Source organism: Oerskovia gallyi (assembly GCF_014836745.1).
GTDB classification, from domain to species: domain Bacteria; phylum Actinomycetota; class Actinomycetes; order Actinomycetales; family Cellulomonadaceae; genus Oerskovia; species Oerskovia paurometabola.
This window is the reverse complement of record NZ_JACSQE010000018.1, coordinates 11986-33991: the sequence shown is the minus strand read 5'-3', so window position 1 is coordinate 33991 and position 22006 is coordinate 11986. Positions and strand designations below refer to the sequence as shown.

Below are 22006 nucleotides of genomic sequence, written 5' to 3'. Positions count from 1 at the left end.
GTGCGTCGTCCGCGCCCGCTAGGCGCGGGGGAGCGTCACCGGGCGGCCCACAGCAGGCCGCGCTCGATCACGGTGCGCAGCCCGGGGGTCTCGAGGTCCGCGAGCTGGTGCCCCGGTGCGCACACGAAGATGCGCCCCTGACCCCACCGGCGGGTCCAGATCGAGGGCGAGACCACGGGCGAGCGCCACGGCGAGTCGGCCGTGGGCTCGATGGTCGTGGTCGCGAGGACCTCGTTGAGCGAGTCCGCGAGCACCCAGTACTGCTCGGAGCGCAGCGCGATGGGGCCGAGGCCGGCCACGATGGGGTGCTCGGCGTGCTCGGGCACGATCTCGACGGTGTGGTCGACCAGGTCGCCCGGGTGCGCGGCGAACTGGCCGCCGAGCATCTGCAGGTAGTCGGTCGCCATGCGGTACGAGTCGATGATCCCGCCGTGCCAGCCCGCGAGACCCGTCCCGTTCGTCACGGCCTGGCGCAGGCCGCGCATCTCGTCGGGCAGGATCTCGCCCATGGTCCAGGACTGGACGATCAGGTCGACGCCGGCCATGTACTCGGCGTCGGCGTACACCTCGAGCGAGGACTCGACGACGACGTCGAAGCCCGACTCCTTGAGGAAGGGGACGAAGAGGTCGGTGCTCTCCTCGGGGGAGTGGCCTGGCCATCCTCCCCGGACGATCAGGGCCCGACGGTCCGGCACGCTCATGAGTCCTCCGTTGGCGCTCACGCGATCAGGGCATCGATCGCTGCGGGAGAGAGTACGTGATCGATCGCCATGGCGCTCGCACCGAGCACGCCGGCCTGCCCCCGGGCCTGGGACGTGACGATGCGCAGGTGCTGCGTGGCCAGCGGCAGCGAGCGCTGGTAGACGATCTCGCGGATGCCCGCGATCAGGTGCTCTCCTGCGTCGGCGATGACGCCCCCGACCACGATCATGGAGGGGTTGAGCAGGCTCACGCACGCGGCGAGGACGGCCCCGATGTCGCGGCCGGCCTGGCGCACGGCGTGGCTCGCCATGAGGTCGCCGCCGCGCACGAGGGACACGACGTCGCCGCTGTTGGCGGCCTCGAGCCCTTCCTTCTTGAGGGCGCCGGCGATGGCCTGGCCGCTCGCGACGGCCTCGAGGCAGCCGATGTTCCCGCAGCGGCACGGGGTGTCCGTCGCGTTGGGCACGGCGATGTGGCCGATGTCGCCGGCCGCGCCCTGGGCGCCGCGGCGCAGCTCGCCGTCCGAGATGACTCCCGCGCCGATACCCGTGGCGACCTTGACGAAGAGCAGGTCGCTCACGCCGGGCCATGCGGTGCGGTGCTCGCCGAGGGCCATGATGTTGACGTCGTTGTCCACGAGGACCGAGGCGTCGAACGTGCGCTTGAGGATCGCGGGCACGTCGACGTCGTCCCACGCGGGCATGATGGGCGGGTTGATGGGTCGTCCGGTCGAGTGCTCGACGGGGCCCGGGAGCCCGACGCCGACGCTCACCAGGTCCTTGAGGTCGCGCCCGGTCGTCGCGATGAGCTTCTCGCCGGTCTCGGCGACCCAGGCGAGGACGTTCTCCGGACCGTCGGAGATGGCGAGCGGTGCGTCGACCTCTGCGAGGACGTTCGACGCGAGGTCCGTGACCGCGAGGCGCGCGTGCGTCGCGCCCAGGTCCACGGCGAGCACGATGCGTGCACCGGGGCTGAAGGCGAACGTCACGGGCGGTCTGCCGCCGGTCGAGCTCGCCTCGCCCGCGGGCGCGATGAGCCCGGAGGCCATGAGCAGGTCGATGCGGGCGGCGATCGTTGACCGCGCCTGCCCGGTGATCGCGGCGAGGTCAGCCCGCGTGCGGGGTTGGCCGTCGCGGAGCAGCTGGAACATGTCCCCGGCGCCGGTCGGGCGGGGGGCGAACTTCAGCAGTTCCTCGGTGGGCACGATGTATCACGGAGCCTCTCGTTGCTACGCAGTGGTGACAATCCGTCTAGCGTACTGCGATCTTCGGCTTTTGCTTGACGATCGACAAAAGCCGACCTAGCGTGTGGTTTGCTGCGGCAAGGTCGCCGGAGCCCTGCGGGAGCTCGCGCCTCGCCGGTCGAGACCCTGGAACCCCTGTCGTTCGACCGTTTCCTCCTCTATGCACCGCTCCGCACGCAGTGTCGCAGCGGCCCATGAGTGACGTGGGTCACCCGCCGGTCGTCCTCGGCGGTTCGGACGGTCATGCCCACTTTTGTCGGTCACGGTGGGGTAACGAAGCGAAAGATCAGGACCTTCTGCTTGACCGCCGTCAAAAGGTCGGTTAGTTTCTCCCACATGGTCAACGCAGACCCTCAGCCCACCCGGCCGCTCCTGCAGATGCAGAGCATCGTCAAGCAGTTTCCCGGCGCCCGAGCACTCGACGGCGTCGATCTCGACATCCTCCCCGGAGAGGTCCACTGCCTCCTCGGTCAGAACGGGGCCGGCAAGTCCACCCTCATCAAGGTGCTAGCCGGCGCGCACCAGCCCAACGAGGGGCAGATCCTCATCGACGGCGAGGTGGTCACCATCCCGCACCCCGTGGCCGCGCTCAAGCTCGGGGTCGCCACGATGTACCAGGAGCTCGACGTCGTCGACGGTCTGACGGTCGCCGAGAACATCTACCTCGGGCACGAGCTGTCCACCGCGGGCTTCTCCAGCCGACGGACGGCGGCCAGGAACACGCGTGAGCTCATGAAGCGCCTGGGGCACCCCGAGATCTCGCCCCACCGCGAGGTGGGCGAGCTGTCCGCCGCGGGCAAGCAGATCGTGTCCATGGCCCGCGCCCTCTCGCACGACGCACGGGTGATCGTCATGGACGAGCCGTCCGCCGTGCTCGACAGCGAAGAGGTCGAGAACCTGTTCCGCGTCGTGCGCCAGCTCACCGAGAGCGGGGTCGCGATCGTCTACATCTCGCACCGTCTCGAGGAGATCCGGGCGATCGGCGACAGGATCACGGTCCTCAAGGACGGGCGCACGGTCGCACAGAACCTCGCGGTCTCGCAGACGCCGACCGCCGAGCTCATCAAGCTCATGACGGGTCGCGCGGTCGACAACGTCTTCCCGGGGCGCGAGCCGGTCGCCGAGGAGGCGGACGTGCTGCTCGCGGTCGAGTCGCTCGGGCTCGAGGGGAAGTTCGCGGACGTCTCGTTCGAGGTCCGTGCCGGTGAGGTCCTCGGCTTCGCCGGGCTCGTCGGCTCGGGCCGGTCCGAGATCCTCGAGACCGTCTACGGGGCGCGTCGCGCGACCCAGGGGACCGTCGCGGTCGGCGGCAAGAAGCTCCGCGGCGGCGCGGGCGCCGCCGCGGTCGACGCGGGCATCGGCCTGTGCCCCGAGGAGCGCAAGAGCCAGGGCCTGCTGCTCGACGAACCCGTCTACCGCAACATCACGCTCTCGACGTTCGGTCGCTTCGCGAAGGCGGGCTTCCTCGACGAGAGGGCGGAGCGGGCCGCGGCGAAGGAGCAGGCGGTCTCGCTCGACCTGCGCCCCGCCGGGGTCGAGCGGAACGCCCGGACGCTGTCCGGCGGCAACCAGCAGAAGGCGCTCCTGGCGCGCTGGCTCGTGCACGGGTGCCGGGTCCTCCTGCTCGACGAGCCCACCCGGGGCGTCGACGTCGGGGCGCGCGCCGAGATCTACGCACTGATCCGCGACCTCGCGGCGTCCGGTGCGGCCGTGCTCGTGGTCTCGAGCGAGATCGACGAGGTGCTCGGTCTCTCCGACCGCGTCCTCGTGATCTCGGAGGGACGCGTCGTGCACGAAGGCCCAGCAGATTCGATCGACGAGCACGGCGTGCTCGACCTCGTCATGGAAGGAAGTGCCGCATGAGCGAGCAGGAGGTGGCTCGCGCCGCCGTCGTGGACGGACCGGGGCACGCCCCGAGCTCCGAGGTGCCCGACGGCAGACGGTCGCGCCGCAATTTGTTCAGTGGATCGGTGGGGCGGAACATCGGCCTCGTCGTGGCGCTCGTCGCGCTGTGCATCGTCGGGTACGCGACCGCGGGGGAGAACTTCGCGAACGTCAACAACCTGCTGACGATCCTGCGCCTTGCCGCCGTCCTGGGCGTCCTGAGCATCGGGATGACCTTCGTCATCACGGGCGGCGGGATCGACCTGTCCGTCGGGTCCGTCATGGGACTGGCCACGGTCTGGGCGAGCACGCTCGCGACCCAGACCATGGCCGCCGACACCCACTGGATCGTCATGGTCGGCGTGGCCCTCGCGGTCGGCACGGCGTGCGGCCTGATCAACGGCGTCCTCGTCGCCTACGGCAAGGTCGTCGCGTTCATGGCGACCCTCGCCATGATGGTGGGCGCCCGCGGTCTCGCCGAGATGATCTCCAACCGGCAGACGCAGCGCGTCACCGAGGTCGACGCGTTCCTCGACTTCTTCCGCGCGGACCTGCTCGGCGTCCCCGTGCTCGTGTGGATGTTCGCGGTCGTGGCCGTCGCCGGCTGGTTCCTCCTCAACCGCACGACGTTCGGCCGCCGCACGGTCGCCGTCGGTGGCAACCCCGAGGCGGCGCGGCTCGCAGGCATCAAGGTCAAGCGCCACACGATGTACCTCTACGGCCTGGTCGGTCTCACGACCGGCATCGCGGCCGTCATGATGCTCGCCCGCACCACGGCCGGGTCCTCGACGAACGGCCTGTTCTACGAGCTCGACGTCATCGCGGCGGTCGTCGTCGGCGGGACGCTCCTCGTGGGCGGTCGCGGGACGATCGTCGGCACCGTGCTCGGCGTCCTCATCTTCACCACGCTGACCAACGTCTTCACGCAGAACAACATGTCGACCTCGGCCCAGGCCGTCGCCAAGGGCGTGATCATCGTGGTCGCCGTGCTCCTCCAGCAGCGATTCGCCTCGCGCGCCAGATCCGCCTGACGCCCCGCCGTCGGGGCCTCTCGCAACCGCAACACCGCACCGCACCGCACCACCGCACCGCACCACCGCACCGCACCACCGCACCACGGCCCCGCCCCCCGGGGCCGGACCCCAGCACGTCCCAACCAGCACCAGCAGGACCAGAATCAAGGGAGATCCTCATGTCCGCTCGTACCCGCACCTCGGTGCGTCGCCGCCTGACCCTCGCCACCGTGGCTCTGACCTCGGTCGCGCTGTTCGCGTCGGCCTGCACGTCGAACACCCCGGAGGCCGAGGAGACCGGCGCGGCCGCCGCCCCCGTCGCGTCGTCCGACAACGACGCGTCGGGCGACAAGGTCGTCATCGGGTTCTCGGCCCCGGCCGCCGACCACGGCTGGATGGGAGCCATCACCAAGGCCGCCCAGGCCGAGGCCGCCAAGTACGACGACGTCGAGCTCAAGGTCGCCGAGGGCACCAACGACGTCAACCTCCAGATCAGCCAGATCGAGACCTTCATCAACGACGGTGTCGACGCGATCGTCATCCTGCCGTTCGACGGCGCCGCGCTGACCGAGGTCGCGACCGACGCCATGGAGGCGGGGATCACGGTCATCAACGTCGACCGCGAGTTCTCCAGCCCGTTCGCCGCACGGGCCACCGTGCTCGGCGACAACTACGGCATGGGCGTGAGCGCCGGCACGTACATCTGCGAGCAGCTCGGGGACAACAAGGACGCGGTCATCGCCGAGATCGCGGGCATCGACTCGCTGCCCCTGACGCAGGACCGCAGCCAGGGCTTCGCCGACGCGCTCGAGGGCTGCGGGCTCGACGTGAGCAACCGCGTCGCTGCCGACTTCACCGTCCAGGGCGGCGAGCAGGCCGCGTCGAACCTCCTGCAGGCCGCGCCCAAGATCGACGCGATCTGGAACCACGATGACGACCAGGGCATCGGCGTGCTCTCCGCGATCGACGCGGCAGGCCGTGACGAGTTCTTCATGGTCGGGGGCGCCGGGTCGAAGGACGTCATGGAGGACATCAAGGCGGGCGACACGGTCCTGCAGGCCACGGTCGTCTACCCGTCCACGCAGGCCGCCGACGGCATCAAGCTCGCCCGCCTCGCGGTCCAGGGCAAGTCGATGAGCGACCTCGCCTCGATGGGCGTCCCGCGCCAGATCCAGCTCTACGCGCCGGTCGTGACCAAGGACAACGTCGACGAGTACCTGCCGTCGGCCTTCCAGTCCTGAGCACGCCCCACCCCGTCGTCGTCACGGGCGGGCCGGTCGCCCCGGCTTCCCGCCCGCCCGTGACGTCCACCACGAAAGGAAGTGCCTGAGATGGCGCAAGACGGTCACCCGGCCCTCGGGATCGGCATGGTCGGGTACTCGTTCATGGGGGCTGCCCACTCGCAGGGATGGCGCACCGCACCGCGGTTCTTCGACCTGCCGCTCGCACCCGAGATGCGCGTGCTGGCCGGCCGGAACGCGGACGCGGTCACCGCGGCCGCGCACAAGCTCGGCTGGCGCGACGTCGAGACCGACTGGCGCAAGCTCGTGGCGCGCGACGACGTCGACCTGGTCGACATCTGCACCCCGGGCGACACGCACGCGGAGATCGCGATCGCGGCGCTCGAGGCGGGCAAGCACGTGCTGTGCGAGAAGCCGCTGGCCAACACGGTGGCCGAGGCCGAGCTCATGGTCGCCGCCGCCGAGGCGGCCGCGGAGCGCGGTGTGCTCTCCACGGTGGGCTTCACCTACCGTCGGGTCCCCGCGGTCCAGCTCGCACGCCAGCTCGTCGTCGACGGCAGGATCGGCACGGTCCGCCACGTGCGCGCCCAGTACCTCCAGGACTGGATCGCCGACGAGAACGTGCCGCTCTCGTGGCGCCTCGACAAGACCAAGGCGGGGTCCGGGGCGCTCGGCGACATCGGGGCGCACATCATCGACCTCGCGCAGTTCATCACGGGCGAGTCGATCACCGGGGTCTCGGGGGTCCTCGAGACGTTCGTCGACGAGCGCCCGATCGCGACCGGCTTCTCGGGCCTGTCCGGCACCGCCGGCACCGAGAAGGGCCCGGTCACGGTCGACGACGCCGCGGTCTTCCTCGCGCGGCTCACGGGCGGGGGGCTGGGGGTCTTCGAGGCCACCCGTTTCGCCTACGGTCGAAAGAACGCGATCCGGCTCGAGATCAACGGCTCGCGCGGCTCCGTGGCGTTCGACTTCGAGGACATGAACGTCCTGCACTTCTTCGACGCGTCCGACGACCCGCAGGTCGCGGGATTCCGGCGGATCGTCGTGACCGAGCCTCAGCACGCGTACATCGCGAGCTGGTGGCCGGCCGGCCACGGGCTCGGCTACGAGCACGCGTTCACGCACCAGGCCGTCGACCTCGTGCGCGACGTCGCGGCCGGCACCCAGCCCACCCCGTCCTTCGCCGACGGCCTGGCCGTCCAGCGAATCCTCGAAGCCGTCGAGCGCAGCGCTGCGTCCGACAGCGACTGGCAGCAGATCTGAGAGGAGGTCCACCGTCCCGCCGGACCGGCGGGGGAGCCACGTGGAACGTGGTGCGAGATGCCCGGCGGAGCAGGTCCGTCACCGGCGACGACGGGTCATGGCCGATGCCGTCGTCGCCCCGGAGCGCAGCACCCTTGTCCCATCATCACGAGGAGTCCTTGGTGAGAAACGTGCTCTGGAGAGCACCGCGCGCAACGATGCGCACGGTCGCGGCCGTCGCCGCTACCGCGGTGGCCCTCCCACTGTCCATGGCGACCGGGGCGGCGGCATTCGCCGCTGCACCCGGATCCCTCAGCTCCGTCCAGCCCGCCGCGTCCGTCGCGGCAGCCCCGGAGGCCGCCGCGGCGCCCTTCGACGCCCTGATCTTCTCCAAGACCGCCGGGTTCCGGCACGACGCGATCCCCGCCGGGATCGCGGCGATCGAGAAGCTCGGCACCGAGAACGGCTTCACGGTCGACGTCACGGAGGACGCGGCCGACTTCAACGACGCGAACCTCGCGCAGTACGAGGTCGTGATCTGGCTCTCGACGACCGGCGACGTGCTCAACACCGAGCAGCAGGCCTCGTTCGAGCGGTACATCGCCAACGGCGGCGGGTACGCCGGCGTGCACGCGGCGTCCGACACCGAGTACGACTGGCCCTGGTACGGCAACCTCGTGGGCGCCTACTTCTCCGGTCACCCGCAGAACCAGGACGCCACGATCAAGGTGGAGGACGGGGCCCACCCCTCGACCGCGCACCTGCCGTCCCAGTGGGACAGGTTCGACGAGTGGTACAACTTCCGCACGAGCCCGCGCGACAAGGTGCACGTGCTCGCGAGCCTCGACGAGACGTCCTACGACGCGGGCAGCGCCAAGATGGGCTCCGACCACCCGATCGCCTGGTGCCAGACCTACGAGGGCGGGCGCTCCTGGTACACCGGTGGTGGCCACACGCAGGCCAGCTACACCGAGCCGAACTTCGTCGAGCACCTGCTGGGCGGCATCCAGACCGCCGCGGGTGTCGTCGACTCGGACTGCAACGCGACGCAGAGCGCGAGCTTCGAGCGCGTCGCGCTCGACGAGGACACGAGCAACCCGATGATGCTCGACGTCGCCCCCGACGGCACGGTGTTCTACGCCGAGCGTGACGGCCGCGTCCGCCGCATCGACCACGACGCCAACGTCACCTCGACGGCGCTCACGCTGAACGTGACGCAGGCGAACGAGGACGGGCTGCTGGGCCTGGTGCTCGACCCCGACTTCGCCGCGAACGGCTGGCTCTACGCCTACTGGTCGCCAGCGAACGTCGGGTCGGACGGCCCGCACAACCGGATCTCGCGCTTCACCTACGACGCGGCGTCCAAGACGTTCGACCTCGCGAGCGAGAAGAAGCTCCTGACCGTGACGACGCAGCGCGACACGTGCTGCCACGCGGGCGGGGACATGATCTTCGACGACGACGGCAACCTGATCCTCGCCACGGGGGACAACACCAACCCGTTCGAGTCGGGCGGCTTCACGCCGACCGACGAGCGCCCCGGTCGCAAGAACTTCGACGCCCAGGGCTCGTCGGCGAACTCGAACGACCTGCGCGGCAAGGTGCTGCGCATCACGCCGCAGGACGACGGGACGTACACGGTCCCCGAGGGCAACATGTTCGCCCCGGGCACCGACAAGACGCGCCCCGAGATCTACGCCATGGGCTTCCGCAACCCGTTCCGGATCGGTCTCGACCCGGCCTCGGGCAACGTCCTCGTCGGCGACTACGGTCCCGACTCGGGGGCGGCCGACCCGGCCCGCGGTCCTCGTGGCGCGGTCGAGTGGAACGTCGTGAGCGAGCCGGGCTTCTACGGCTGGCCGTACTGCACGGGCGCCAACACGTCCTACGTCGACTACAACTTCGCGACCGGCCAGTCCGGTGCGTCGTTCGACTGCGCGGCGGGGACGACCAACGACTCGCCGAACAACACGGGTATCCAGAAGCTCCCGGCCGCCACGGCCGCCGAGATCTGGTACACCGGCGCGGCCAACCCGCAGTTCCCCGAGATCGGTGGCGGCGGCGCGCCCATGGGCGGCCCCGTGTACGAGTTCGACCCCGAGCTCGACTCCGACGTGAAGTGGCCCGCCTACTGGGACGGCAAGGCGCTGTTCGGCGAGTGGAACCACGGCACGATGTTCTCGATCCAGCTCGACGGCGACAAGCGTGACCAGATCGTCGACATCAACCGGGTGCTGCCGGGCGTGCTCGACCCGTCCAACGGGTTCGACCGGCCGATGGACTTCGACTTCGGTCCCGACGGCGCCCTGTACGTGATCGACTGGGGCTCGGGCTTCGGCGGCAACAACGACTCGAGCGCGGTCTACAAGGTCAACTACGTCCAGGGTGACCCGTCGCCCATCGCGCACGCCCAGGCGGACGTGACGAGCGGCTCCGCGCCCCTGACGGTCCAGTTCTCCTCGGAGGGCACGCGTCACCCGGCGGGCGAGCCCATCTCGCTCCAGTGGACCTTCGGCGACGGCTCCGCGCCCTCGACCGAGGCCAACCCGACCCACACCTACACCGCGAACGGCTCCTACACGGCGCAGCTCACGGTGAGCGACCCCGACGGCAAGCTCGCGGTCGCGAACGTCACGATCGTCGTCGGCAACCAGGCGCCCGTGGTGAAGATCGAGTTCCCGGACAACGGCGGGTTCTTCGAGTGGGGTGACCAGGTCCGCTACCGGATCACGGTCGACGACCCCGACGGTGAGGTGGACTGCTCCACGGTGGCGCTGCGCACCTCGCTCGGCCACGACTCGCACGCGCACCCCATGGAGGAGCTGTACGGCTGCGAGGGCGTGCTCCAGACCGCTCGCGACGAGGGGCACGGCATCGAGTCGAACATCTTCTGGGTCATCGAGGGCTCGTACACGGACGACGGCGGCGACGCCGGCGTCCCGCTCACGGGCAACGCGCTGCAGGTGCTCCAGCCCAAGCGCGTCCAGTCGGAGTTCTACACCTCGACGGGTCGTGAGACCTCGATCGGCACGAGCGGCACCCCCGGCGTCCAGAAGGAGACCACCTCGGACTCCGCGGGCGGCGGCCAGAACCTGGGTTACATCGAGCCCGGTGACTGGTGGGCGCACGAGCCCGTGAGCCTGGCCAACGTCGAGGCGATCAGCCTGCGCGTGGCCTCGCCCAACGCGAACGGCGTGGTCTCGCTGCGCTGGGACGCGGCGGACGGCCCCGAGATCGGCCGGATCACCGTGCCGAACACGGGGGACTGGCAGGTCTACCGCGACGTGTCGACGCAGCTGACGAACGTGCCGGAAGGCAGCGGGACGCTCTACTTCGTCCTGCTCTCGGGCGGCATCAACGTCAACTGGATGGACATCGAGGGCCGTGGCGTGACGGACAACGTCCGTCCCGACGTCGAGCTCGACGTGCCCACGCTCGCCGGTCCGGCCCCGCTGACGGTCACGGCGACCGCGACGGGCTCCGACCCCGACGGCGAGGCATCCGACCTGGTCTACGCGTGGGACGACGGGCTGGGCGGCGGGTTCGTCGACGGCGGTCCCGAGTTCTCGCACACGTACACGGCCGCCGGCACCTACCGGCTCCAGGTCCGCGTGACCGACGCCGGTGGTGCGTACACGGTCAAGTACGTGAACATCAAGGTCAACGAGGCCGGTCCGGTCATGTGCTTCTCGGGCCGCTCGGACGACTTCACGGGCACCGCGGTGGACGAGGACCGCTGGTCCACGATCATCCGCCGGGACCAGAAGCTCGCGGTCTCCGACGGTCACCTGGTGATCCCCGCGAGCAAGGCGGACTTCTACGGCCAGGGCGAGGGACCGGTGTCCAACATCGTCCTGCAGGACCTGCCCTCGGGTCCGTGGACGGCGACCACCAAGGTCACCTTCCCGGCACGCGCGCAGTACCAGCAGGCCGGTCTGCTCCTGTGGGGCGACGGTGACAACTACGCCAAGATGGTCATCCAGGGCCGCGGGACCGGGGCCAACCCGAACTCGCGCGTCTTCCAGTTCATCCGTGAGGAGAACGGCGCGCCGAACGAGGTGGCCGCGTCCAACGTGAACATCACGACGGACTTCCCGGACACGTTCTACGTGCGCTACACGAGCGACGGGTCGAACCTGCGGGCGTACTACTCGGCCGACGGTCTGGACTTCACGGCCATGTCCGAGACCAAGTCGCTGCACGGGCTCGTGAACCCGAAGATCGGGCTCGTCGCGTTCGCGAACGACGGTTCCGTCCCCGACGTGGTCGACGCGAAGTTCGACTGGTTCCACATCACGCCGGACGACACGGCCACCGCGGCCGGGCCGGACGACGAGTTCGAGGGGACGTCGCTCGACGGCTGCCGCTGGAACAGCGTGGTCCGTCCTGACGCGTCGGGCCTCCGGGTGGCCGGTGGCAAGCTCGAGATCGACACGACGCCCACGGACATCTACGGCACGGGCAACACCGACGTGCCGAACATCGTCCTGCAGGACCAGCCTGCCGGTGACTGGACCGTCGAGACCAAGGTCGACGGCTCGACGTTCGACCAGCAGTACCAGCAGGGTGGTCTGATCCTGTACGGCGACGACGACAACTACGTCAAGCTGGACTTCATCACGAAGAACCAGCCGGGCGCGGCGGTCGACCGTGGGCTCGAGATGCGCAGCGAGGCCGGTGCGACCGTCCTCAACCCGCAGCCCAACGTCAACAGCCTGACGCAGGGCGTCTGGTGGCTGCGTCTGGCCAAGGTGGGTACGACCTACACGGGTTCGTACAGCGCCGACGGCGTGACGTGGACCGAGATGGCGGAGAAGGTCACCAACCCGGGTCTGGCGGACGCGAAGATCGGTCTGTACGCCCTGGGCGCGGGCCAGCAGGCCTCCGCGACCGCGACCTTCGAGCACTTCAAGGTCGTGGGCCCGGCAGCCGAGCCGCTCACGGTGAGCGGGTCGCTCGACCCGGCCTCGCCGTCGGGCGCGAACGGCTGGTGGACCGGTCCGGTGACCGTCACGGTCGCCACCACGGGCGGTGCGGCCGGCCAGCAGGTCTACCGCGAGTACCAGCTCGACGGCGGCGCGTGGGCCGAGTACACGGCCCCCGTGGTCGTGTCGGGCCCGGGCGAGCACACGCTCAAGGTGCGGGCCTCGGCCGGCACCGAGAACGCGACGGGCGCCGACGTGGTGGTCAAGATCGACGCCGACGGCCCGAGCGTGGCGGCGACGCTGCGCGAGGACCGCACGGTCGAGGTCGTCGCCACGGACGCCGTCTCGGGCGTCGCCTCGGTCGAGTACTCGCTCGACGGGACGACCTGGGCCGCGTACGACGCCCCGGTCGCCGTCGGTGACGAGGCCGTGACGTTCGCGTACCGGGCGACCGACCTGGCCGGGAACGTCTCGACGCAGTCGGTCGACGTGCCCGCGGGCGAGACCGTCCCCGTGACGGTCTCGGCGGCCCCCAAGTGCGTCGCGAACCGCGTGACGCTCGCGGTCACGGCCGTGAACTCGGGCGACGCCCCGGTCACGATCGTGGTCCGCTCGGCCTACGGCACCAAGACCTTCACGGGCGTCGCGGCGGGCAAGTCGGCCCACCAGTCGTTCGCGACCCGTGCGGCGTCGATCGACGCCGGACAGGTCACGGTCACCGCGACGGACGCCGAGGGGAGGACCACCACCTACACGGTCGACCACGCCGCGGCGAGCTGCGGCTGACCGGCCCCTGTGAGGGCGGGGCGGTGACGCCGCGACCTCACCGGCAACGACCGGTGTGCCGTGGAGCGTCGACCGACGTGTGCTGACGGGGGCCCTTCGGCCGGGACCTCGCCAGCACGGTCGAAGGCCGCGCACACCCGGGTGCTCCCCGGACGACGACGTGAGTCGGCGCCCGGGGAGCACCGGCCCCCGGCACCGGAACCCCGGTGCTCCGGCCGGTGCCGGGAGCCACCCCCTCCGAGACCGGAGGGGGCACCTGCGGGACCTGCGTCCCGCGGGCGAGCACCACCGGCTGCACCGCCGCGCGAGGCGCGGTCGTGCACCGCACGTCCAGCAGTACCGTTCGGTCCACCGGGCCGCACAGCCCGACGCACGACCCTTCTTCACGACGAGGTGATGAGCGACATGACTCAGCAGCAGAACCGGCACACCGGTCCCGACCGGGCGCGCACCCCGCGCCCTCGCGCCCGCTCCGGCCCCCTGACCCGCGCCCTCGGGCGCGTGCGCGCGGCCGCGGCCGCCGGCATGGCCCTGCTGCTCGGGACGCTGCTCGCGACCGTGCTCGGCGCGGTGCCCGCGAGCGCGCACGGAGGCGACATCATCCTGTCGATCGGCGGCGACGGCGCCGGCGGCATCTCGGTCAACGTGACCTACAAGACGGACGGGCACCCGGTCGAGGAGATCGTCGACGTCATGGTGACGGCGGTGTCCGACGCCGGGACGGAGATCGGCCCCCTCCAGCTCTCGTCGGCCTCCGAGGGCGTGGGGTGGTACACGTCCGCTCCCGACGTCCTGACCGACGGCCACTGGACCGTGACCGCGACGACGACCACCCCGGTCGCCACGACCGCGACCTCGCAGATCGACGTGGTCCCGCCGCCCGCCGCGCCCGCGCCCGCGGAGGACGGTGCGCAGGACGGTGCCGAGGGCGACGCCTCGGGAGAGGGGGCCTCGGCAGCGGCCGCGAGCGACGAGGGGTCGGGCGTCCCGACGACGGCGCTCGTCGTGGGGGGCGTGGTCCTGCTGCTCGCAGCGGGGGCCGTGCTCGTGCTCCGTCGCCGCGCGACGGCCACGAAGCGCCCCTGAGCCGGCACGCCCACCGAGCCCCAGAAACCACCCAGACATCCCGAACCACCGGGCGTCGGAACGAAGGAGACATCGACATGGCACGACCCATCACCCTGTTCACCGGCCAGTGGGCCGACCTGCCCTTCGAGGAGGTCGTGCGCCTCGCGTCGGGCTGGGGCTACGACGGCCTGGAGATCGCCTGCTGGGGCGACCACCTGGACCCGTGGCGCTGGGACGACGAGGAGTACGTCGCGGGCAAGCTCGCGCTGCTCGAGGCGCACGGGCTGAAGGTCTACGCGATCTCGAACCACCTCAAGGGGCAGGCGGTGTGCGACGACCCGATCGACCAGCGGCACCGCGACATCCTGTCGGACCGCGTGTGGGGCGACGGTGATCCTGAGGGTGTGCGGCAGCGCGCGGCCGAGGAGATGAAGAACACCGCCCGGCTCGCGGCGAGGCTGGGCGTCAAGACCGTCGTGGGCTTCACCGGCTCGTCGATCTGGAAGTACGTCGCGATGTTCCCGCCGGCGTCACAGGACATGATCGACGCGGGCTACCAGGACTTCGCCGACCGGTGGAACCCGATCCTGGACGTCTTCGACGAGGTCGGGGTCCGCTTCGCCCACGAGGTGCACCCGAGCGAGATCGCGTACGACTACTGGACCACGGTCCGCACGCTCGAGGCGATCGGTCATCGCAAGGCGTTCGGCCTCAACTGGGACCCGAGCCACATGGTGTGGCAGGACCTGGACCCGGTCGGGTTCCTCTGGGACTTCCAGGACCGGATCTACCACGTGGACTGCAAGGACACGAAGAAGCGCATGCACAACGGCCGCAACGGTCGTCTGGGTTCGCACCTGGCCTGGGCCGACCCCCGCCGCGGCTGGGACTTCATCTCGACCGGCCACGGCGACGTGCCCTGGGAGGACGCCTTCCGGATGCTCAACAGCATCGGCTACGAGGGGCCCATCTCGGTCGAGTGGGAGGACGCGGGCATGGACCGCCTCGTGGGCGCGCCCGAGGCGCTCGCGTTCGTGAAGCAGTACGCGTTCGAGGCTCCCGAGGCCGCGTTCGACGCGGCGTTCTCGACCAAGGAGTAGGCCAGGAGCTCACCGTGAGGGCGCCCTCCCACCCGGGAGGGCGCCCTTCGGCGTGCGCGGGGGACGGCGGTCTGCCGGGGAACGGTAGGCCTCGGCAATTGTTTAACCGATGGAGTTACCGAACGGTGACATCCAACATTCGGCTTTTGCTTGACGCTCGTCAGAAGTCGCCCTACGGTGTGGGACATGCGAGCCGAAGAAGTCGCGCGAGACCACGGGGCCATCGACGCCCCCGCCGCCAGGACGGAGCTGTCCGTCCTCGACGGACACGCCGCCGTGGGCGCTGCGACCATCCACGTCCCTGACCGTTCCGCGACCGACCTGCTGCCGAGCCGCCTGCCCGCCGCGGGATACCGCGCCGGCCTCATCGGCACCGGCTTCATCGGCGAGGTCCACGCCCGTGCGATCCGCACGGCCGGCGGTGACCTCGTCTCCGTCGCCGGGATCGACCTCGACGGTGCCCGCGAGGCAGCAGCCGACCTCGGTGCGCAGAGCTACGCGGCCACCGCGCAGGAGCTCATCGACGACCCCGACGTCGACGTCGTGCACGTGTGCACCCCCAACTTCCTGCACGTCCCCCTGGCCACCGCGGCGCTCGCGGCAGGCAAGCACGTGGTGTGCGAGAAGCCCCTCGCCACCGACCTCGCCGGCGCCGTCGCGCTGGCCGACCTCGCCGCTCGGGCCTCCGCCACGGACGGCCGCGTCACCGTCGTGCCCTTCGCCTACCGCTTCCACCCGATGGTGCGCGAGGCGCGCGAGCGGGTGCGCAGCGGCGCCGTCGGCTCGATCAGCCTGGTCCACGGTTCCTACCTCCAGGACTGGCTGCTGCGCGCGAGCGACGACAACTGGCGCGTCGACCCCGCGCTCGGCGGGGCGAGCCGCGCGTTCGGCGACATCGGGTCGCACTTCTGCGACCTTCTCGAGTTCACGACGGGACAGCGCATCGTGCGGCTCGTCGCGCAGACCGCGACCGTCAACGCCGAGCGGCTCGGTGCCGACGGACGACCGACCGCGGTGCGCACCGAGGACGCCGTGACCCTCCAGTACGAGACCGACGGCGGGGCGCTCGGCTCTGCGGTCATCAGCCAGGTCTCGGCCGGTCGCAAGAACCGCCTCTTCCTCGAGATCTCCGGCTCCGAGTCGACGCTCGCGTTCGACCAGGAGGCCCCCGAGAGCCTCTGGGAGGGCCGCCGTGACACGAGCCGCCTGCTCGTGCGCGACCCCGAGGCCCTCTCGCCCGCGGCCGCCCGCTACTCCCGGCTCCCCGCGGGACACCCCCAGGGGTACCAGGACTGCTTCAACGCTCTCGTCGGCGACACCGCCGCGGCCATCGCCGGGCGCACGCCCGACGGGCTGCCCACGTTCGCCGACGGGCTCCGGGCCGCGCACCTCGCGGAGGCCGTGGCCCGTTCCGCACGCACCGGCACCTGGGTGGAGGTAGAGGCATGACAGCACCGACGGCGGGCGAGGGCGCGAGCGCGCCCCTCCTGCAGCTGCGGGGCATCGGCAAGGTCTTCTTCGGCAACTCGGTCCTGCGCGGCATCGACCTCGACGTGCGACCCGGCGAGGTCCACGCGCTCGTCGGGGAGAACGGCGCCGGCAAGTCCACGCTCATGAAGATCATCGCCGGGGTCCACCAGCCCGACGCGGGGACCATGGAGCTCGACGGCGCGCCCGCCACGTTCGCGTCCCCGCTCGCCGCGCAGGCGGCCGGGGTCTCGACCGTCTTCCAGGAGTTCAACCTCCTGCCCGAGCGCACGGTCGCGGAGAACGTCTACCTCGGTCGCGAGCCGCGGCGGTTCGGGATCGTCGACGCCCGGCGCATGGCCCGCGACACCGACGCGCTGCTCGCCGACCTCGGCCTCCACGGGCTCGCGTCGTGGATGCGTGTCGGGTCGCTGTCGGTGGCCGAGCAGCAGATCGTCGAGATCGTCAAGGCCGTCTCCTACGACGCCCGCATCATCTCGATGGACGAGCCCACCGCGGCCCTCGCCGACCAGGAGGTCGAGCTGCTGTACGCGCTCGTCCAGCAGCTGCGCTCCCGCGGGGTCGCGATCCTCTACGTCTCGCACCGCCTGAAGGAGATCTTCGACCTCTGCGACACCATCACGGTCCTCAAGGACGGGGACTTCGTCCTGACGACCGCGACGGCCGACATCTCCCCGGACCAGCTCGTGCGGACCATGGTCGGGCGCGAGTTCGCGGGCTACTACCCGGACAAGGACCCGGGCACGGTGCCCGGAGCCGTCAAGCTCGCCCTCGCGGGTGCGGGCAACACCCAGGTCGACGGGATCGACCTCGAGGTCCGCGCAGGGGAGATCGTGGCGCTCGCGGGGCTCCAGGGCAGCGGGCGCACCGAGATCGCGCACGGCGTGTTCGGTGTCGCCCCCTTCACGCGGGGGACGGTCCTGCTCGACGGCAAGCCCGTCACGGTCGGCTCGGCCCGCGAGGCGGTCCGCCTCGGGCTCGCGCTCGTGACCGAGGACCGCAAGGCCGAGGGCCTCGCGCTCGAGCAGTCGATCTCCGCGAACGCGCGGCTCGTGCTCGACGCCGTGACCCCCGGTTCGTCCGACCGCCGCGCCAAGGCGATCCCCGGCATCCTGTCGTCGCTCGACCTGGTCTCGCGCTCCGAGGACGCCGAGGTCCAGTACCTCTCGGGCGGGAACCAGCAGAAGGTCGTCCTGGCCAAGTGGCTCGTGACGGACCCGTCGGTCATCGTGCTCGACGAACCCACGCGAGGCATCGACGTCGGCGCCAAGCGCGCGGTCTACGACCTCATGCGCACCCTCACGGCGCGCGGGGTCGCGATCCTGCTCATCTCGTCCGAGCTCCCCGAGGTCGTCGCCATGGCCGACCGCATCCTCGTGATGCGCGACGGCCGCCTGGCCGGCGAGCTCCCCGCGGGCAGCGACGAGGAGACCATCATGGCGCTCGCGACCGGGGCGGGGGACACGTCGGAGCACGTCGAGGTCGACCTCTCCGCGCTCGACGTCCCCGTCGGGTCCACCGTCCGACCACCCCGTCCCGCGCACAGCGACACCCTCCAGGAGGAGAAATGAGCACCGCGGTGAGCACCGCTTCGCCCAGGGCGGGGAGCGCGACCTCCGGCCCCCGACGGCGCCGGCTCGGCTCGACGGGCATCGTCTACCTCGCGCTCGTCGGCATCCTCGTGATCTCGGCCGGTCTCGTCGCAGCACAGGGCGGCAGCTTCTTCAGCCAGGGGAACCTGTTCTACCTGCTGTCCCAGACGAGCCTGCTGGGCTTCGTCGCGATCGGCCAGACGTTCGTCATCCTCTGCAAGTCGCTCGACCTGTCGGTCGGGTACGTCGTGGCCTGGTCCTCGTTGGTGGCCGCGACGACCATGGCCGGTGACCCGTCGCGCATCTGGCTCGGTGTGGTGGCGGCGCTCGCGGTCGCCGCGGGCGTCGGGCTGGTCAACGGGCTCGTCATCTCGAAGCTCCGCGTGAACTCGTTCATCGCGACGCTCGGTGTCGGTCTCATCATCAAGGGCTACCTCGACACGCAGTTCAAGGGCCCGTCGGGCGAGGTCCCCAAGGCGTTCCAGTCCTTCGGGTACACGCGCATCGGCCCGGTGCCGGTCTCGGTCGTCGTGCTCGCGGTGGTCATGGTGCTCGGCGTCGTGCTCCTGACCCGCACCCGCCCGGGCTATCACATGTTCGCGGTCGGGGGGAACATCGACGTCGCCCGCCTCTCGGGGATCCGCACGGACCGGTCGATCATCCTGGCCCACGTCCTGTGCTCGCTGTGCGCGGGCGTGGCCGGTCTCCTCATCGCGGCGCGGTTCGGCACGGGCAACGCCCTGGTCTACACCTACGGCTACGACCTCAACTCGATCGCCGCCGTGGTGCTCGGCGGGACCCTGCTCATGGGAGGCCGTGGCTCGATCCTCGGCACCATCGCCGGCGTCCTGATCCTCGCCTCGCTCGACACCGTGTTCAACGTGCTCGACGTCAGCCCGTTCTTCAAGGACGTCCTGCGCGGCGCGATCATCATCGCCGCTGTCGCCATGTACGCCCGCCGCCAGATCGACCCCGCGAGCAGCAGAGCGAGGTTCCGGGCCCTGGCCCAGTCCGTCCGACCGGGCTCCCGCAGCGGACCGGGCGGCCCAGGGGCGCCCGCGAACCCCGAGAACCCGTCCGCCACGACCGGCAAGGAGGCCACCCGATGAGCGCGAGCAGCCCCGCGACCCGCCCGAGCACCCCGGGCGCCACGCCGGCCGAGACCCGGGGCGGCTTCTCCCGCTGGGTCCAGCGCGTCACGTCCGGCAGCACCTGGACGGTCTACGCCCTGCTGATCGTGGTGTTCGTCGCGATCCTCGTGATGAACCCCTCGTTCGGCGAGCCCATGTCGCTCATGGCCTTCCTCAAGAAGGCGGCGCCGCTCATCGTGCTCGCGATCGGGCAGTACTTCGTCATCGTGTCGGGGGAGTTCGACCTCTCGGTCGGCTCGCTCGTCGGGGCGCAGGTCGTCATCGCGGCCAAGCTCATCGACGGCGAGGACTCCATGACCTGGCCCGTGATCGGTCTCATGGTCCTGTTCGGCCTGGCGGTGGGGCTCGTCAACGGCCTGATCGTCACGCTCCTCAAGGTCCCGTCGTTCATCACGACGCTCGGCATGATGCTCGTGCTCTACGGCGCGATCCGCCTCTGGACCGGCGGGGCGCCCACGGGGTCGCTCACGGACGGCTTCCGCCAGTGGGGTCGCGGGGGACTGCCCGACACCCCGGGACAGTTCCAGGTCCCCTACGCGGTGCTCATCACGCTCGTGCTCGGCGTGATCGCGGTGGTCCTCATGCGGCGCCCGTTCGGCCGCACGCTCGTCGCGACCGGCGACAACGACGTGGCCGCGGCGTTCTCGGGCGCCTCGGTCTGGTGGGTGCGCACGCGGGCCTTCCTGTTCTCGGGCTTCATGGCCACGGTCGCGGGCATCCTCATCGGTGGCTACGCCGGCGTGACGGCCCAGGTGGGCGAGGGACTGGAGTTCATGGCGATCACCGCGGTCGTCCTGGGCGGCGTCGTCCTGGGCGGCGGCCGGGGGTCGGTGGTCGCGGCCATGGCCGGTGCGCTGACGCTCGAGGCCCTGTTCACGCTGTTCAACCAGCTCAGCCTGCCGTCCACCATCCGCCCCGCGGTCCAGGGCGTGATCATCATCGCCGCGGTGGCCTACGCCGCGATGCCGCGCCGCTCCAAGGCTGCTCCCACGAGCAGCCCGAGCCCTCCCACCACCCCGGCAGGGGTCACCGAACCCACCGTCCCGAAGGAGCCCCAGCCAGCAGCGCCCTAGTCCTCCGGTCACCACCCGGAACGCCACACAGATCCGTCCCCGACAGACCGTCGCGCAGCTGCGACGGGCAGGACAACGAAGTCTTCCGATCACAGGAGAAGGAACATGCGACGCTCTCGAGTTCTCATGGCAGGGGCCGCGACCGCGGCACTGCTGTTCACCGCTGCGTGCAGCACCGACGTGCCCGACGCCCCCGCCGGGGGCGAGACCGCGACCGAGGCGGGGGAGGAGTCGAACGAGTCGGGTGCGAACAGCCAGTGGTTCGTGCAGGCCGACTACGACCGTCAGCTCGCGCAGCGCACCGCGGTGCCCGAGGGACCGGCCGAGCAGCCGTGGCTGCAGGCGATCGACCCCGAGTACGTGGACACCGCGCAGTACGCCAAGGAGGGCGGCAAGAAGCTCTGCTTCTCCAACGCCTCGGTCTCCAACCCGTGGCGCGTGACGGGCTTCATCACGATGCAGCAGCAGGTCGAGGTCCTCAAGGCCTCGGGCGAGATCTCGGAGTTCCGCGTCTCGGACGCCGCGGACGACGACAACAAGCAGATCTCGGACATCCAGGCGTTCGTCGAGGCCGGTGACTGCGACGCGATCATCATCTCGCCGTCGACCACCGCGACGCTGACCCCTGCGGTCGAGGCGGCGTGCGAGTCCGGCAAGCCCGTCATCGTGTTCGACCGCGGCGTCAACTCCGACTGCATGGTGACCTACATCCACCCGATCGGCGGCTACGCCTACGGCGCCGACGGCGCCGAGTTCCTGGTCGAGAACCTCGAGCCCGGCTCGAAGGTCCTGGCCCTGCGCATCCTGCCCGGCGTCGACGTCCTGGAGAACCGCTGGGCCGCCGCGGACAAGATCTTCTCCGAGAGCGACATCGAGGTCGTGGGCCAGGAGTTCACCGGTGGTGACGGCGCGAAGATCAAGGACATCGTGACGCAGTACCTGCAGCGCGGTGACGTGGACGGCATCTGGATGGACGCCGGTGACGGCGCCGTCGCGGCGGTCGAGGCGTTCGAGGACGCCGGCAAGCCCTACCCGGTCTTCATGGGCGAGGACGAGCTGAGCTTCATGCGCAAGTGGAAGGAGACGGACATGACCGCCCTGGGCGCCGTGTACTCCAACTTCCAGTGGCGCACCCCGATCCTCGCGGCCCAGATGATCTGGAACGGCGAGCAGGTCCCGGCCGAGTGGGTCCTGCCGCAGTCGCCCATCACGGGCGAGGACCTGGACGCCTACCTCGAGGCCAACAAGGACATGCCCTCGCTGCACTACGCGAAGTTCGGCGGCGAGGACCTGCCCGGCTACCCCGAGGCATGGACGAACCGCTGACCCGGTCCGCGGTCGCCTCAGACCCCGGTCGGTGACCGAGGCCCGGCGCACACGCCGGGCACCGCACGACCGGTAGCCGCCCCGCCGGTCCCTCGCTCTCCTCGGGGGACCGGCCGGGAGCCGGCACGCACAGCACCGTCCCGGGCGCCCGACGACGGAGCGCACCTTC

Annotated in this window: 14 protein-coding genes; 12 read left to right on the top strand and 2 right to left on the bottom strand. The window is 70.8% G+C overall.

What is annotated here, in order from left to right:
• Positions 1-35: 35 nt before the first annotated feature.
• Complete coding sequence (locus H9640_RS18250; RefSeq protein ID WP_191792226.1) at positions 36-701, bottom strand: ThuA domain-containing protein; 666 nt, start codon at positions 699-701, stop codon at positions 36-38.
• A 17-nt stretch (positions 702-718) separates the two neighbouring features.
• Positions 719-1852: an ROK family protein gene (locus tag H9640_RS18245; RefSeq protein ID WP_191792225.1), complete on the bottom strand. Its 1134-nt coding sequence runs from the start codon at positions 1850-1852 to the stop codon at positions 719-721.
• A 429-nt stretch (positions 1853-2281) separates the two neighbouring features.
• Here H9640_RS18245 and H9640_RS18240 point away from each other — a divergent pair, with 429 nt between their 5' ends.
• The 12 genes from H9640_RS18240 (at position 2282) to H9640_RS18185 (ending at position 21837) form a co-directional block, all read left to right on the top strand.
• Positions 2282-3808 (top strand): sugar ABC transporter ATP-binding protein, encoded by a 1527-nt coding sequence (locus H9640_RS18240; protein ID WP_191792196.1) that lies wholly within the window; start codon positions 2282-2284, stop codon positions 3806-3808.
• Positions 3805-4860: an ABC transporter permease gene (locus H9640_RS18235; RefSeq protein ID WP_191792195.1), complete on the top strand. Its 1056-nt coding sequence runs from the start codon at positions 3805-3807 to the stop codon at positions 4858-4860. Before H9640_RS18240 ends, H9640_RS18235 begins: the two co-directional genes overlap by 4 nt.
• 161 nt (positions 4861-5021) lie before the next feature.
• Positions 5022-6083, top strand: coding sequence for a substrate-binding domain-containing protein (locus tag H9640_RS18230; RefSeq protein WP_191792194.1), 1062 nt, complete (start codon positions 5022-5024; stop codon positions 6081-6083).
• A 90-nt stretch (positions 6084-6173) separates the two neighbouring features.
• Positions 6174-7349, top strand: coding sequence for a Gfo/Idh/MocA family protein (locus tag H9640_RS18225; protein ID WP_191792193.1), 1176 nt, complete (start codon positions 6174-6176; stop codon positions 7347-7349).
• A gap of 161 nt (positions 7350-7510) precedes the next feature.
• Positions 7511-13039 carry a ThuA domain-containing protein gene (locus H9640_RS18220; RefSeq protein ID WP_318243841.1) on the top strand — a complete coding sequence of 1843 codons (5529 nt, stop codon included), beginning with the start codon at positions 7511-7513 and terminating at the stop codon, positions 13037-13039.
• 396 nt (positions 13040-13435) lie between these two features.
• A complete protein-coding gene (locus tag H9640_RS18215) occupies positions 13436-14125 on the top strand; it encodes a hypothetical protein (RefSeq protein WP_191792192.1) in 690 nt (229 codons plus the stop codon).
• A 77-nt stretch (positions 14126-14202) separates the two neighbouring features.
• A complete protein-coding gene (locus H9640_RS18210) occupies positions 14203-15207 on the top strand; it encodes a sugar phosphate isomerase/epimerase family protein (protein WP_191792191.1) in 1005 nt (334 codons plus the stop codon).
• 186 nt (positions 15208-15393) lie between these two features.
• Positions 15394-16656: a Gfo/Idh/MocA family protein gene (locus tag H9640_RS18205; protein WP_191792190.1), complete on the top strand. Its 1263-nt coding sequence runs from the start codon at positions 15394-15396 to the stop codon at positions 16654-16656.
• Complete coding sequence (locus H9640_RS18200; protein ID WP_191792189.1) at positions 16653-18266, top strand: sugar ABC transporter ATP-binding protein; 1614 nt, start codon at positions 16653-16655, stop codon at positions 18264-18266. The genes H9640_RS18205 and H9640_RS18200 overlap by 4 nt, the downstream gene beginning before the upstream one ends.
• Positions 18263-19396 carry an ABC transporter permease gene (locus H9640_RS18195; RefSeq protein ID WP_191792188.1) on the top strand — a complete coding sequence of 378 codons (1134 nt, stop codon included), beginning with the start codon at positions 18263-18265 and terminating at the stop codon, positions 19394-19396. Before H9640_RS18200 ends, H9640_RS18195 begins: the two co-directional genes overlap by 4 nt.
• Positions 19393-20511, top strand: a complete 1119-nt coding sequence (locus H9640_RS18190; RefSeq protein WP_191792187.1) for an ABC transporter permease — start codon at positions 19393-19395, stop codon at positions 20509-20511. The genes H9640_RS18195 and H9640_RS18190 overlap by 4 nt, the downstream gene beginning before the upstream one ends.
• Positions 20512-20616: 105 nt before the next feature.
• Positions 20617-21837: a substrate-binding domain-containing protein gene (locus tag H9640_RS18185; protein ID WP_191792186.1), complete on the top strand. Its 1221-nt coding sequence runs from the start codon at positions 20617-20619 to the stop codon at positions 21835-21837.
• The last annotated feature ends 169 nt before the right edge of the window (positions 21838-22006 follow it).